Source organism: Mesorhizobium sp. WSM4312 (assembly GCF_002294875.1).
In the GTDB taxonomy this organism is placed as follows: Bacteria; Pseudomonadota; Alphaproteobacteria; order Rhizobiales; family Rhizobiaceae; genus Mesorhizobium.
Map to the genome: position 1 here is coordinate 1 of NZ_NSFU01000018.1, position 14389 is coordinate 14389.

12 protein-coding genes are annotated in these 14389 nt (G+C 62.4%); 7 read left to right on the top strand and 5 right to left on the bottom strand.

The window, feature by feature from the left end; translation table 11 throughout:
* The 5 genes from CK228_RS26720 to CK228_RS26740 all read left to right on the top strand — a co-directional run.
* Window positions 1-4264, top strand: a 4264-nt coding sequence (locus tag CK228_RS26720) for an Ig-like domain-containing protein (RefSeq protein WP_143750628.1), incomplete at its 5' end; no start/stop codon positions are given.
* A 27-nt stretch (window positions 4265-4291) separates the two neighbouring features.
* Entirely contained in the window at window positions 4292-4660 is a 369-nt protein-coding gene (locus CK228_RS26725; RefSeq protein ID WP_245318312.1) for a hypothetical protein, read from the top strand.
* Between the two features lie 329 nt (window positions 4661-4989).
* A complete protein-coding gene (locus tag CK228_RS26730) occupies window positions 4990-6189 on the top strand; it encodes an ABC transporter substrate-binding protein (protein ID WP_095789748.1) in 1200 nt (399 codons plus the stop codon).
* 18 nt (window positions 6190-6207) lie between these two features.
* Complete coding sequence (locus tag CK228_RS26735) at window positions 6208-6930, top strand: thermonuclease family protein (RefSeq protein ID WP_245438119.1); 723 nt, start codon at window positions 6208-6210, stop codon at window positions 6928-6930.
* Between the two features lie 161 nt (window positions 6931-7091).
* The gene (locus CK228_RS26740; protein WP_245318310.1) at window positions 7092-7844 is read left to right on the top strand and encodes a GGDEF domain-containing protein; all 753 of its coding nucleotides are present in this window, start codon (window positions 7092-7094) and stop codon (window positions 7842-7844) included.
* Window positions 7845-8028: 184 nt separating this feature from the next.
* On the opposite strand, the gene CK228_RS26745 is transcribed toward CK228_RS26740, so the two are convergent.
* Together CK228_RS26745 and CK228_RS26750 are read right to left on the bottom strand one after the other, a co-directional pair.
* On the bottom strand, window positions 8029-9261 hold the full coding sequence (locus tag CK228_RS26745) for an MFS transporter (RefSeq protein ID WP_095789803.1): 1233 nt from the start codon (window positions 9259-9261) through the stop codon (window positions 8029-8031).
* An 18-nt stretch (window positions 9262-9279) separates the two neighbouring features.
* Window positions 9280-9945, bottom strand: coding sequence for a peroxiredoxin-like family protein (locus CK228_RS26750; RefSeq protein WP_095775307.1), 666 nt, complete (start codon window positions 9943-9945; stop codon window positions 9280-9282).
* A gap of 110 nt (window positions 9946-10055) precedes the next feature.
* Between CK228_RS26750 and CK228_RS26755 the strand changes: the two genes are divergently transcribed.
* Window positions 10056-10946: a LysR family transcriptional regulator gene (locus tag CK228_RS26755; protein WP_095775306.1), complete on the top strand. Its 891-nt coding sequence runs from the start codon at window positions 10056-10058 to the stop codon at window positions 10944-10946.
* Between the two features lie 146 nt (window positions 10947-11092).
* Complete coding sequence (locus CK228_RS26760) at window positions 11093-11998, top strand: LysR family transcriptional regulator (protein WP_095775305.1); 906 nt, start codon at window positions 11093-11095, stop codon at window positions 11996-11998.
* On the opposite strand, the gene CK228_RS26765 is transcribed toward CK228_RS26760, so the two are convergent.
* From CK228_RS26765 to CK228_RS26770, 3 genes are read right to left on the bottom strand one after another with little or no spacing between them, the layout of a single operon-like run.
* On the bottom strand, window positions 11982-12686 hold the full coding sequence (locus tag CK228_RS26765; RefSeq protein WP_095775304.1) for a peroxiredoxin-like family protein: 705 nt from the start codon (window positions 12684-12686) through the stop codon (window positions 11982-11984). The genes CK228_RS26760 and CK228_RS26765 overlap by 17 nt on opposite strands.
* Before the next feature lie 28 nt (window positions 12687-12714).
* The gene (locus tag CK228_RS34980; protein WP_142877456.1) at window positions 12715-12951 is read right to left on the bottom strand and encodes a hypothetical protein; all 237 of its coding nucleotides are present in this window, start codon (window positions 12949-12951) and stop codon (window positions 12715-12717) included.
* A 19-nt stretch (window positions 12952-12970) separates the two neighbouring features.
* Entirely contained in the window at window positions 12971-14365 is a 1395-nt protein-coding gene (locus tag CK228_RS26770; RefSeq protein ID WP_095789749.1) for an NAD(P)/FAD-dependent oxidoreductase, read from the bottom strand.
* Window positions 14366-14389 lie beyond the last annotated feature (24 nt).

Here is a 14389-nt window from a genome sequence, read left to right on the forward strand (position 1 = left end):
CGACGACATACCGGTTGCGGTGAATGACGGTCAGTCCGCGACGGAAGGCGGCGCGGCGATCGTGGCGAACGCGGCCAATGGCGTTCTGGCGAACGACCATGTCGGTGCGGACCAGCCCGGCACGGTGACGGCGGTGACGGGCGGTACGGTCGGCAACCCGATCGCGACGGCTTATGGCACGCTGACGCTGAACAGCGACGGCTCCTATGTCTATACCCCGAAGGCGTCGGTGCCGGACGGGACAGTGGACAGCTTCACCTACACGATGAAGGACGCGGACGGGGACACCTCGCAGGCGGTCCTGTCGTTCACCTTCTCGGGCGACAACAACCATGCGACGGCGGGCGTGTCCGCAACCCTGGTCGACGAGGACGACCTTGCCACGGGCAACCATGACACAGCCCTGGGTGACGACACACCGAGCGCACAGCCCGGGACGCTGACGCACAATTATGGCGCGGACGGCGCGGGCCACATCGCGCTGGTGTCCGGATCGGAGACGGTGAACGGCACCACCTACACCTACACGGCGAATGGGGCGGGCACGCAGATCATCGCGTCGGCCGGCGGCGTCAATGTGTTCCAGGTCGACCTGACCAATGCGGTCACCGGCACCTATACGGTAACGCTGCTGTCGCCGGTCCAGCATCCGATCGCGGGCACCGAGGACAATCTCGCCTTCAATCTGAGCTACAAGGTTTATGACGCCGACGACACGGCTGCAACGGCCGCGACCGGCACGCTGACCGTGACAGTCGACGACGACATACCGGTTGCGGTGAATGACGGTCAGTCCGCGACGGAAGGCGGCGCGGCGATCGTGGCGAACGCGGCCAATGGCGTTCTGGCGAACGACCATGTCGGTGCGGACCAGCCCGGCACGGTGACGGCGGTGACGGGCGGTACGGTCGGCAACCCGATCGCGACGGCTTATGGCACGCTGACGCTGAACAGCGACGGCTCCTATGTCTATACCCCGAAGGCGTCGGTGCCGGACGGGACAGTGGACAGCTTCACCTACACGATGAAGGACGCGGACGGGGACACCTCGCAGGCGGTCCTGTCGTTCACCTTCTCGGGCGACAACAACCATGCGACGGCGGGCGTGTCCGCAACCCTGGTCGACGAGGACGACCTTGCCACGGGCAACCATGACACAGCCCTGGGTGACGACACACCGAGCGCACAGCCCGGGACGCTGACGCACAATTATGGCGCGGACGGCGCGGGCCACATCGCGCTGGTGTCCGGATCGGAGACGGTGAACGGCACCACCTACACCTACACGGCGAATGGGGCGGGCACGCAGATCATCGCGTCGGCCGGCGGCGTCAATGTGTTCCAGGTCGACCTGACCAATGCGGTCACCGGCACCTATACGGTAACGCTGCTGTCGCCGGTCCAGCATCCGATCGCGGGCACCGAGGACAATCTCGCCTTCAATCTGAGCTACAAGGTTTATGACGCCGACGACACGGCTGCAACGGCCGCGACCGGCACGCTGACCGTGACAGTCGACGACGACATACCGGTTGCGAAAGTCGTGACGGCAACCCCCGTACTGGACGACGATGCACAGACGCTGTTTACCGGCAATCCGGGAGGGACGAGCGATGTCGCCGACGCGAAAGTCTTGTCGGGCGGCGCGGGGTCGCTGTTTACGGTGGGCGCGGACGGCCTGAAAGCACTCAGCTTTGCCGGCCCCAATGTAATGGCGATCTACAAGACCCCAAGCGGGCTCGCCGCACAGGAGGGAGTGCAATACGCTACGACGACGAATGCCGGGCACACGATTCTCACCGCGACCGGTGTGATCTCAGGCAGCACAGTGTTCGTGCTCGACGTTGCGCCAGACGGTTCCTACGCCTTCACTCTGTCGGAACCGCTGGTGCACCCCACCGTCGGCACGACGGAAGAGACCATGAATGTGACGATCGGCTTCACGGTCACGGATGGTGACTCCGATGCGGCAACCGGCTCGCTTACAGTGCAGGTGAACGACGACACACCGACCTTCACGCACATCACGAATGGTATCGTCGCCAATCAAGACAACAACGTTGTGGTTGGCACGCACAACCTTGCCTTCGGTGCCGATGGCGAGCAGTCGATCGAGATCACGCCGCTAACCAACATCAGCGGACTGACATATCTGCCTGTCGTCCACAATGCTGATGGCTCTGCGGATCTCATCGCGCAGGCAGGGGGATCGAATTTCTTCGATCTGAAGATCAATGCTGATGGAACCTATAAGTTTACTTTGATCGAATCTCGCCCCGTTGCCAATCAGACATTCGATTTCAGCGGCGTGTCTGGCGGTGCTAGTACCATACAGTTCACACTGGGAGATGCTACCTTCAAGGCGGTTGATACCAACAACAACGGCAGCATCGGCAGCACCGAAGAACTGAAGCCGACAAGCAATGGCTTTGGCGTCCAAAATGGAAACCTGGATGTGGGAGAGCAATTTCAGGTCAACTTCGCAACAGCAATCGACAAGCTAAACTTCTTCGTGGAGCATGAGGCCGCCGGTGCTTTCACGATGACCTGGACAACGAATACCGGGCAGTCGGGTACCGCCACGACCAGCGTGGACGGCTTGCTCACCATCGATCCGACAGGCGATTTCACCTCCATCACGTTCACTGTCACGGAAGGCAAAGCCAAATTCGACAATTTCGGCTATTCGAAGCTTATCCTGCCTTCAGACCAGACGTTCAATTTCTCCGTGTCAGGCGTGGACGGGGACGGCGATCATTCCGCCAGTCAAACGCTGTCGATCACCGCTCTGGGCGAACACCCGGCAGGCACTCCGATCAATGGGACGGCAGGCGACGATGCCATAACAGGGACGTCCGGTAGCGACACCATCAACGGCCTCGCGGGCGGGGACACGATGACCGGCGGAGCCGGCGCCGACACCTTCATCATCGGGACCGGCGACTCGACGCCCGTCATCGGCGGATCCGGCAATAGCGGCACGATCTCCGGCTATGACATCATCACCGACTTCGTCGCCGGGACCGACAAATTGACCCTGCCCGGTACGCTGGTGGCGGCCACTGCCGGCCTCGTCGACGGGGCAGGAGATTCCGTCCTGACGATCGGCGGAGACACGGTTGAGTCCCATTCGGTCACGAACGGCATCGCCAGTTTCTTCGGGACCGATGCCGGCGCCTCGCCCTTGGCGATCGCCACAACATCGGGCGTGGCCGCGGCGGTCCAGTATCTCATGGGCACGGACATCGGCAATGCAGGGGCGACGCTCGCATTCACGGCAACGATCTCCGGGGTGAATCACACCTACGTCTATACCCAGACAACCGCCAGCGCCGGCGTCGGAGCGCTGGTCGATCTCCAGGGCGTCACCGTAGCGAACCTGAACACGTTGATCGGTGGATCGGTCGATCCCGTTATCCTCGACTTGAACCACAATGGCTTTACCTTCTCCGATGTCAGCCACGGTGTTCAGTTCGACATGAACGGCGACGGCACCAAGGAACAACTGGCCTGGAACACGTCGAAGGACGGCATGCTGGCGGTCGACCTCAACCACGACGGCAAGATCAATGACGGCACCGAACTGTTCACGCCGAACTTCGGCGGCGGCCATTTCGCCAGCGGGGCTGCCGCACTGACTTCGCTCGACAGCAACCATGATGGCGTCATCGATCACAACGACGCGGCGTTCAGCAGCCTGCTGATCTGGAAGGACGCCAACGCCAACGGCACCAGCGACGCCGGAGAACTGTCAAGCCTTGCCGACAATGGTGTTGCCTCCATCAGCACCGCAGCGCATCCGGCTGTCGGCGAAATCGACGGGCAGGCCTTGACCGGCAACGGCACGTTCCAGATGACCGACGGCACGAGCGGTAACTATATAGAGGTGGAACTCGATACATCGCTGGTTGCCCCGGCGCAGCCATCGGTGGCCTCCGATGGTACCCGGACATTCGCTATCGGCTCGCTCGAAGTCGCCGATCTGATCGCCGACTTCCACGACGGCGCCAACGGCGACAAGATCGATCTCTCCTCGCTGCTGAAAGGTCTGGCCGGCGTCACCGATCTCGAAGCCGGCGGCTTTGTGGAGATCTCGCAGTCCTTGGCCAATGCGGCGAATGCCGAAGTCAAGGTCGACACGAATGGCGGTGGCGACAACTACCATACGGTCGCCGTGCTGGAGAACTATACGTTCCACAGTGCTGCGGAAGCGGTGAAAATACTCTACGATGACAGCCACGGCACCAAGACGGACGTGGCCTAAGGGGCGAAAGGGACGAGGTGGATGAGCATGAACAGAATTTTGCGTGTGGCTTTCGGGGCCGGGCTGCTGTCGATTGTTGCGACCGGGCTTGAAGCCGCGGACATCATCGAGGGACCTGTAGGCGACTATTGCCGCACCGTCGGCACGTCCAACCTGGTGTTGAACGACAATATCGTCGACCTCAAGCAGCAGGTGGTGAAGCTGATGGACGAATCGGTTGCGGTCGCCAAGAGCCCGGAATGGATCAACTCATCCCGGCCTGCCTTCGTCTGGGCTTCGGAAGCCAAGGTCGCCTGCGGCATGGCCTATGGCTATCTGAAGACGAACTACAAAGACGAAGACACGCTCAACAAATGCGAGTGTTTCCACGATCGCATGGTCGAGTACATGCACTGACCGGATGGGCCGCGCCTGTTGGCCATCATGACATCGGACGGATCAATTTCATCGGCGATCGCCGCAACGATCGCCCTGTCCAGCCTTGATCTGTCCGCCGCGCAGGCCGGCGCCAACTGGCTGGGCCGGTGCCGATTGCGTGCGCGGCGTGTTCGTGCCCGGGCCACGACAGATGAAATGCTACCGACTATCGCGCCGCCAGGCGCGTCAAGGCGCCGACTCCCGGCTTTCGCCGATTAAAGAACAGCAAGACGGCGCGGCAAGTCCGCCGTAACATGAATTGAGGACCAGACCGGGCAATATCCGGCGGCAGACGGGGTGGAGCAATCATGGAAGCTGTCCGGCAGGGCCGCAGTCCGCGGATCTGGGCAATCGCCCTGGCGCTCACCATGCCGTTGTCGGGCTGCCAGTCGAAAGGCGGCGTTTCCGAAGTGCTCGATCCGGCCGCCGTCGCCGCGCCCGCGGGACAGAATGGCGCCGCCGGCGCCGCTCCGGCCCGGGCGAGCCAGTCGCTCGGCACCGGTTCGGCCAAAGTCACGATGCTGCTGCCCTTGTCCGCTCCCGGCCCGTCAGGGGAAACCGGGCGCAAGATGCTCGACGGCGCCAAGCTGGCGATGACGGATATCGGCAATGGGTTGCTGACGCTGACGATAGAGGACACGAAAGGCGACAGCGCGCAGGCCGGCAAATTGGCCGTGCAAGCCATCACGACGGGATCCAAGGTCGTCATCGGCCCGACCGAACTGCCGGCGGCCCAGCATATTGCCACGCTGTCCGGCTCGACGCGCCCCCCGGTTCTGGCGCTTGCCGACAATTTCGCCGGCAGCGCCGGGGTTTATGCCGTGCGCCTCAGCGAAGCCGACAGCGCCGCGGCGGGTGCCGCGGGGCTCGCCGCGAAAGGCCGCAAGAAGTTCGTGTTGCTTGTCGCGGAAGGCTCGAACGCCAGCGCCGTGGAGAAGCGGGTGGCGAACGGCCTCAGCATCTATGGCGCGACGCTCGCGGTCACCCTGCCCTATCCGGCCGGCGACGGGGGCAGCAAGGCTGTCGACCAGATGGGCTCACTCGTCGACGCTCCCGACGCTGTCATTATTGCCAGCGGCGATGCCAGCCCCGCGCCCGTCCTTGCCGCCCTGAAATCAAAGGGCATTCCGGGGAAAGCGGTTTCAATCGTCGGAACCGACCGTTGGCTGGAGCGCCCGATGGATCCACTGTTCGAGGGGGCATACATCGCCACGCTCGATCCAGGCGAAACTGGACCGATCGCCGACCGCTTCAGGACGACATACAATTATCCTGCCGACGTCAATGTGGCCTATGCCTATGATATGGTTGCCCTGACCGCAGGAATTGCCAGCGCCGTCGGACCCGACGGCTTCAGCAAACAGACCCTCGAAAACCCGAACGGGTTTCGCGGATCGACGGGTTTGTTCCGTTTTCGAGCTGACGGTTCCAGTCAAAGATCGATGCCATTCTATCGGATAGAAAAGGGTGCGCTCAAACTGGTTGCCAAATCGACGTCGGGCTTCTGACCGGCCGCCGGCGGGACCTTGCGTGAACGCCGCGCCGGCCTGATGGGCCGGCATGCCCGCCTGGTGATCGCGATCGGGGGCCTCGAGCTCATGCTCGGAATTGTCCTGATCATGCAGGCCGGAGCCTTGCTTTCTCTCGGCCGGCCTGCCCGTGCGCCTTCCCTGGAAATTGCCGGCAAGCAAGCAACCCCGACGGCCGCGGCCATTCCCGAAGGACAGTTGCGGGAACCGGCGCGGCGGATTGCCGAAAGCCTTATCGCTCCACCGCCGGTCGACGTGTCGGAAATCGAGCGGGTCGAAGCCCGGCCGCCGCTCGGAGAACTCGGCCTCGCCGTACGCCCCCCAGCACCCATGCCGCAGGACTGGCATGAAACCCTGCTCTACCGTCCGATTGCAACGTCGTCGGCGGTTTTCGAATCGATGGGGTGGAAGGTGGTCATCAGCGGAACTCAGGACATCGGCGTGGACCAGACCTGTTCGGTTCGCGACGAGGTCTGGCCCTGCGGCCAGCGGGCCCGCTCGGCCTTCAATGCCTGGCTGCGGGGGCGCGCGCTGAACTGTTTCCTGCCGCCGGAAACCGAGCGTTTCGCCATCGCCGCGCCGTGCCGTCTGGGCAAGCAGGATGTCGGCGCCTGGCTGGTGTCCAACGGCTGGGCGATGGCGCTGCCCGGCGGTATCTATGGCAAGGCGGAAACAGTTGCCAGGAATGCCGGGATGGGTATCTTCGGACCGCCGCAATAGGCAGAGTTTGATCGTCAAAATGCAGGGTTTTTCGCAGACCGGCTTCGTCCCCGGTATGGAAAAACACCATTCGGCCTTTTTCCATCAAATTGTACAGTTCGGCGAAACCGAAATTACGGCAGGCAGGCCTTATACCAGCCGACCTGACAGGAGATTGGCCAATGACGAGACCGATGGCGACCACCACTGCCCAGCCCTGGAAGCAGGTCGCGTGGCTGACATTGCTGGGGACCGCCGGAAGCCTCGGCCTTTCCCTTGGCCTCAACTACCTCCTCCTGTTCAGCGACGCGCTGACGCCATTCGCCCGCAGCATGATCACCGCGGGACTGCTGCCGGTTATCATCGGCCTGCCGCTTTTCGCGCTGATCGGCTGGAACCGGGTCGAGATCCACCGCTACCGGCAGGAACTCAACAGGTCCGGGACGTATGACAGGCTGACGGGCTGCCTGAACGGGCCGGTTTTCACGTCGATGGTCGAGCGACGTGCAGCCAGGCGATCGGGGCCAGGACCGCGCTCGGGCGCCTTCCTGATCATCCACCCCGAACACCTTCGATCCATCAACATGCGCTTCGGCCTTGAATGGGGCGACGAGGCCTTGCGGCTCATCGTCTCGACCATCCAGTCGTCGGTGCGCGAGGAGGACCTGATCGGACGCATCGGGGCCTCGATGTTCGGGGTTTTCCTCGCTGGCGCGACCGAAGCGGAGGCCAAGGAGATCGGCGAGCGCATCCGCACCCGTATCGCGCAAGTCTATTTCGCGCCAAAAGGCACCGAGGATGTCCTCACCATCAAGGTCGGCGGCGTGATGCTGGAGAAGGAAATGGAGTTCTCGGACATGTTCCGGTCGGCCGAACAACACCTGTCCGACGCGCAGGATGAAGCCGGGTTCGAACTGACGCATCTCCACAGCTGACGACAGCCGGGGCGGCAAAGCGGGTCAATTCAGGGGAACTGGTGCTGCGAGAGAGGATTGAACTCTGAATACCTCTATATAAATCAATATCTTACGTCAATAGTTTGTAACATTGTGACGACCGACAAGATGACCCCAAAAGACACCTCCGGTGCCGTATTAAGGTCAGCACCCGCTGAAACCTTTACATCAGTCCATGCGCTATTAGTCGCGCAGCCGGCATCCGCCGCAGCGCTACCATTGCGACAACGCCAAGCAGCGGGCCAGGCGCGAGGATCAGGAAGCTCCAGCGCCAGCCGAAAACCTCCGCCACCGATGAAGTCAGGTGGATCGAGACAAAGGTGAGCGCGATGCCGACGCTCAACTGCAACGAGAGTGCCGTGCCGACATAGCGCGGGTCGCTCAATTCGGTGGTCATTGCGGAAAACTGCGCGGAATCGCCGATGACGGTCATCCCCCAGAGAATGGCGATGGCGATGAACAGCCAAAGCGGCCCGTCGAAGGCGAGGCCGATCGTCAGCGCGCAAAATCCCGAAAGCGTCATCATCATTGCTGCTGTTGCCGTGCGGCCGATGCGGTCGGCGACAATCCCGCCCAGGATCGAGCCGATCCCGCCAGACGCGACGACAAGGAAGGCAAGCAGGGACGCCATCCTTGGGCCATCGGTGCCTAGGCCGGGGCTTCCCGCCCTGATATAGGCCAGCATCCAGCCCCACATGGCGTAGAGCTCCCACATGTGTCCGAGATAGCCGAGATTGGCGAGAGCCAGCGGGCGGTTCTGCAGGACCGCCCGGATATGGCGGCGGTCGAAGGTAGATTTGGCGAAGGGATAAGGGCCTTCACTGCCAAGACACAGGATCAGGATTGCGCCTGCCAATGCAGCGAGCGAGGTCGCGATGATGACATCCTGCCAGGAGACATCGGTCGCAAATGCGGACAGCAGATGCGGAAACGCCGATCCTAGCGTCAGCGCCGCGAGCAAGGCACCCAGTGCCACGCCGCGCCCGCGGCGGAACCAGGTCGAAACCAGTTTGAGCGCCGGTGGATAGACACCTGCCAGGGCCACGCCGGTGGCGAAGCGGGCAAGCAGCAGCAAGCCGACGGACGGGGTGACCAGCAGGCAGAGATTGGCAATCGCGGTGATCAGGGCACTGATGCCGATCACCTTGCGAAGCGAGACGATGTCCAGCAGGCCAGCAATGCTGGAGGCGAGCGCGCCAACCGCGAAGCCGACCTGCACGGCGCCTGTGATCCAGGCGCCTTGCGCCGGCGACAACCCCCAGACTTGCGTCAGCTGCGGCGCGATCGCGGTAGCCGAGAACCAGGCAGTCATGGGCAGGAAGGCGCCGGCGCAGATCACCGCCAGCATCGACCAGCGCCGGCCGGCGCCAATGCCGACCGGGTTCGTGGCTGCCATGGGTTCCATCTGGCGGTCTCAGACGGTGACGACGTTTTGCAACCGCTTCAGCAGCGGAAGCAGACCGGCCGGGTCGGGTCGGATTGTGTAGTCCGGGCTCACCTCAGCGTAGACGATGATGCCATCGCGCCTGATCACGAACCGCGCCGGCATCGGCAAGGTCCATGACGGGTCTTCGTTGATGGCAGGCAGATCGACGCCGAAGCTCTTGTAGAGCGCGATCAGATCGTCGGGCAGGCGGAAGCGCAGGCCAAAGGCGCTGGCGACCTCGCCGTTCGGATCGCTCAGCATCGGGAACGTTACCTGCTTGTCGCGCTTGGCCTTGCGACCGTTCGCCGGTGATTGTGGGGAGATGGAGACCAGTTGCGCGCCGGTGGCGTTGATTGCCGGCCAGGTTTCCTCCAGTGCGCCAAGTTCGATGTTGCAATAGGGGCACCAGACACCGCGGTAGAAGCTGAGCACCAGCGGACCGAGCGCCAGCAGGTCGGCCGACGAAACGAGGCCGCCGTCAGCCTCCATCAATGTGAAGGTCGGCGCGACAGCACCGACCCCCAAGGCGCGGGCGGCCTGACCGGAAGCGAGAAGCTCGGCGGTGGCGCGATGCATGATCTCGACCGCCTGTCTGGGCGCCTTCTTGCTCTCAAAGTCGGCCTTGAAGGCATCAAGCTTGTCTTGAAGCGACATGGAATTACTCCGAAGATTTCTCACCGCTCTCACAGCGGCGGAAACGTCCTCGCCTATTTCCCAAAACAGGGGTAGCCTGCCGGAAAGGATAGCAATCATTCGGAAAATGGATGGCTGACCGGCTCCAGGAACTTGAAGTGTTTGTTCGGGTGGCGGAGCGTGGCAACCTTTCACAGGTCGCCCGCGAAATCGGGCTGTCGCAGCCCTCAGTGTCGCGGATTCTGAACGATCTGGAGGGGCGCATCGGCGCCCGCCTCCTCGTCCGCACCAGCCGGAAGGTCGGGCTGACCGAGGCGGGGCATGGTTATCTTGGACAGGTCCGGCCGCTGCTTGCCGAGCTTGGGGCGGCGGCCGATACCGCAGCCGGGAATGAGGAGTTGCGCGGGCTGCTGCGCGTCGAGCTGTCCGTCACTTTCGCCGTGCGCGCGCTCATTCCGCGGCTGCCCGGCCTTCTTGCCGAGCATCCCAACCTCTCCATTGAACTTATGATGGACGATCGCAGGCGAAGCCTTGTCGAAGAAGGCGCCGATGTCGCGGTCAGGCTCGGTCTACTCGACAGCTCCAGCCTGATGGTGCGCAAGGTCGGGCAGACGCCGCGACTGCTCGTGGCCTCACCGGACTACATTGCACGGCGCGGTTTGCCGCAAAGCCCTGGCGATCTGGTTCAGCACGAGGTCATCTTCGGCCCCTCCGACAGCACCGGCGCTACTTTTCAAGAACTGATCGGCCCGGAGGCCAACTTTACTCTGCCGGAAAGCCCGCGCATCCGGGTATCGAGTTCAGCCGGCGTCACCGCCTGCGTGCTGGCCGGACTTGGCGTGGCCTTCGGTTCCGGCTGGATGTTCAATGCCGAACTCTCGGACGGCCGCCTTCGCCGGCTGCTGCCGGAGTTTCCGCTGCCGACCATCCCCATCCATGTCCTGTTCCCGGCCGGGCGCCAGCCGAGCAAACGGGCAAGAGGGTTTGCCGATTGGCTAAGCAGATCGCTCGGTTCGTCATGACTCTAGATTGTCAGAGTCTTGATTGTCTTGCCGTCGGCGGCCATTCGCACCATGGTGCAGGCCACTTTGCTGAAAACGACTTATTGCGTTAATCTTCGAATATGCACCATCGCTGATAGCCCATTTCGCTGAGGGGGCGAAAATTCATGGAGATGCAGCAGGTCCGCTATTTTCTGGCCCTGTCCAACACGCTTAATTTCACCCGAGCAGCGGAAGAGTGCAATGTCACGCAGCCGGCCCTGACGCGTGCCATCAAGACCCTGGAAGACGAGTTGGGCGGGGAGTTGCTTCGGCGCGAGCGCCAGCATTCCCATCTGACCGAGCTTGGCCGGCGCATGCTGCCCCTGCTACAACAATGTTACGATGCTGCCACCTCCGCAAAATCCCTCGCCAAGGCCGTGCAAAGCAGCGACGTAGCTTCTCTCAACGTCACCATTTCCAATAGCGTCAACATAGCGCTGCTGGTTTCACCGTTCACCGAGCTTTTCCGGGCCTACCCCGGAGTGCATCTCAAGATTAGTCGCGGCTCGCCGACCGCTGTTATCGACGCCCTCAAGAACGGCGAGGTCGAACTGGCGGTTGCCGGTCCGCTGGGACAGGCGTGGGATCGGCTCGACGCATGGCCGCTTTTCCAGGAAGGGATCGAACTCGTCGTGAACTCCGATCACCCTCTTGCCCGCCGAAACGAGGCGGACGTCGCGCTGAGCCAGTTGGCCGCAGAGCCCGTGCTCAGTCGGATCGACTGGGAAACGAGCGAAGATCTGTCGCGCGGTCTCTCAGCCAGAGGAATTTCGCCTCGCACCGCACATGAGGTTGAAACCGATCAGGACCTGTTGGCGCTGCTGGAAGCCAATGCAGGCGTTGGCTTTGTCTCCACAACTGCACCCCGCTCGCCCAACGTCCGCCGACTCAAGCTGCGTGATCTGGATGTTTCGCGGATCGTCGCCGTCTACGCTGTCGCCGGTCGACATCGCTCACAGGTGGCCATGACGCTCCTCAACCTCCTGCGATCGACCGACTGGTCGACGTTTGGCGTCAGCGAGCCCGCCTGAGCGCCGCGATCAAGTCGTCGATGTCCATCCGCCGACGGTAGTCGGGATCGACGAACCGATCTGTGATGGTGCCATCAGTTCCAACGACGAAAGTAGCAGGGATCGGCAGGAACCAGCTGCTGTTGCCCTGATAGTTCGGCAGATCGAGGCCGAGGCCCATCAACCGCTCCATCTCGGCTCCCACCCAGATCGCGAGGTTGAGGGACAAAGCGTAGCCATTGTCCATGTCCGTCAGGAAAGGAAACTGAGCACCAACCGAGGCCTTCATTGCCTTTGCGAATTTGCGCCGCTCCGGCATGATCACCACGACCTGGCCGCGCAGCGTCGTAATCTCCTGTTGGGCTTCGACGATGCCGATCGCATTCAGGCGGCAATAGGGACACCAATGTCCGCGCTGAAACGTAATGACGGCCGGCCCGTGGCTAAGGATTTCAGATAGGCTCACGAGCCTGCCCTCGTCATCAGGCAGCAGGAATGCGGGCATGACATCGCCGGGGGCGGGAGCACTTGCACCAGCTCCCTGTTCCCTGAGGCGCGCCACGAGCCGGTCAACCGCGTCAGCGAACTCCGAGTTCAGTCTGCGCACTGCGCTCGCGATCACCGCCAGCCTCTCGTTGAGAGGTGCATCGAGTTCGATGGCAGCCTGGACGGACTGTTCAAATGTCATTGGCTGGTCGTCGGCGGCCATCTCTGCACTTTCGCAATTTCCATGCAGCCTAACATTGAAGCCCCACGGAGACGGCCATGTTTTTCTTGCATGGAGTCGATGCCCTGCGTGCATCGAAGCTATCCGGATTCATCTTCCGTTCGGTATTGCGGCTCGAATCGTTACAGCAGATTTCCTGACTTCCGAAGCGGAAGTCTGAAAGCGGCAGCCAGGCATCGCGTGTGGCTACTGTCACAGCCATCCCAGCACCACCGCCACCGAGGATCGCGACATCATATTTTTTCACCGTCCCGGCCTACCGAGATTCAATGCAATTTGACCCGCGGTTTGGTGCGGTGCGACAGGATACCCACGATCGTATCCCGCATGGTCTTGAAGGTCCCGTGCACCGCCTTGAGATGCATCTTGTAGAGCGAATGATACATCAGCCGGGCAAGCAAACCCTCGACCTTCAGTCCGCCCACCAGGCTGCCAAAGGTGCCGTAGTCGCCCAGTGAAACGAGAGAACCGTAGTCGCGGAAACGGAACGCCGGCGCCGCCTGCCCTTCGAGGCGTGCCGCGATCACCTTGACCATATGATCGGCCTGCTGATGGGCCGTCTGGGCGCGCGGCGGCAAGGGGCCCTCGCTGCCTGGCAATACACAACTCGCGCAGTCGCCGATCGCAAACACATTTTCGTCTGCCTTTGCCCGCAGCGTCTCATCCACGACCAAGCGGTTGATGCGATCGGTATCGAGGCCATCGAGTCTTTTCAGAAAATCTGGCGCCTTGATCCCGGCGGACCACACGACGAGTTCGGCCGGCACGAACAGCTTCTCTCCAAGCCTGATACCGTCTTCTGTCACTTCGGTGACCTTGATGCCGCATCGGATCTGAACGCCGAGATCTACAAGCCGTTGCGCAGAAGAGCGCGCAAGGTGTTCCGGCAAAGCCGGCAGGATGCGCGGTCCCGCCTCGACGATGGTGATGCGGATCAGCCTCTCGAAATCGATGTTGTCGAGATTGTGCGAGGCGATTTCCCGCATCGACTTGTGCAACTCGGCGGCCAGTTCAACGCCGGTGGCTCCGGCGCCAACGATGATGCAATGGAGCTGGCCCGGTGAGAGCTGCTCGTATTGCGCATTGGCACGCAGACAGGCGTCGACCATGCGCCTGTTAAAGCGGGTGGCCTGGCCTGCGGTATCGAGCGCGATAGCATGACGCGCCGCTCCTGGCGTGCCGAAATCGTTGCTGACGCTGCCCACGGCCAGCACCAGCGTGTCGTAGCCTAGCACGCGTGGCGGGATGATCTGTCTGCCATCGTCGTCGAAGCTCGGCGCCACAAAAACTTGGCGCTTGGCGCGGTCGATGCCGACGACTTCGCCGATCCGGAAGCGATAGTGGTGGGTGCTGGCATGTGCGATGTATTCCACCGCATCGTTCGACGGGTTCAACGTGCCCGACGCCACCTCGTGCAGAAGTGGCTTCCAGACATATGTGCGGTTGCGATCGACAAGTGTTATGGACAGCCGCCGCTTGCCGAATTTGCTGCCAAGCCGCGTTGCCAATTCGAGTCCGCCGGCACCACCGCCGACGATGACTACGCGATGCCGTGAACTGTCGGCGTGAGATGGCGTCTCCGGTAGCGTGCGGAAAAGCGCGGCATTGTTGGCAAGCACAGCTTCCGGAACCAGCCGCATCCCTGGAGTGACGATCTGCATCAATATTCTCCGTCTTTCATCTCG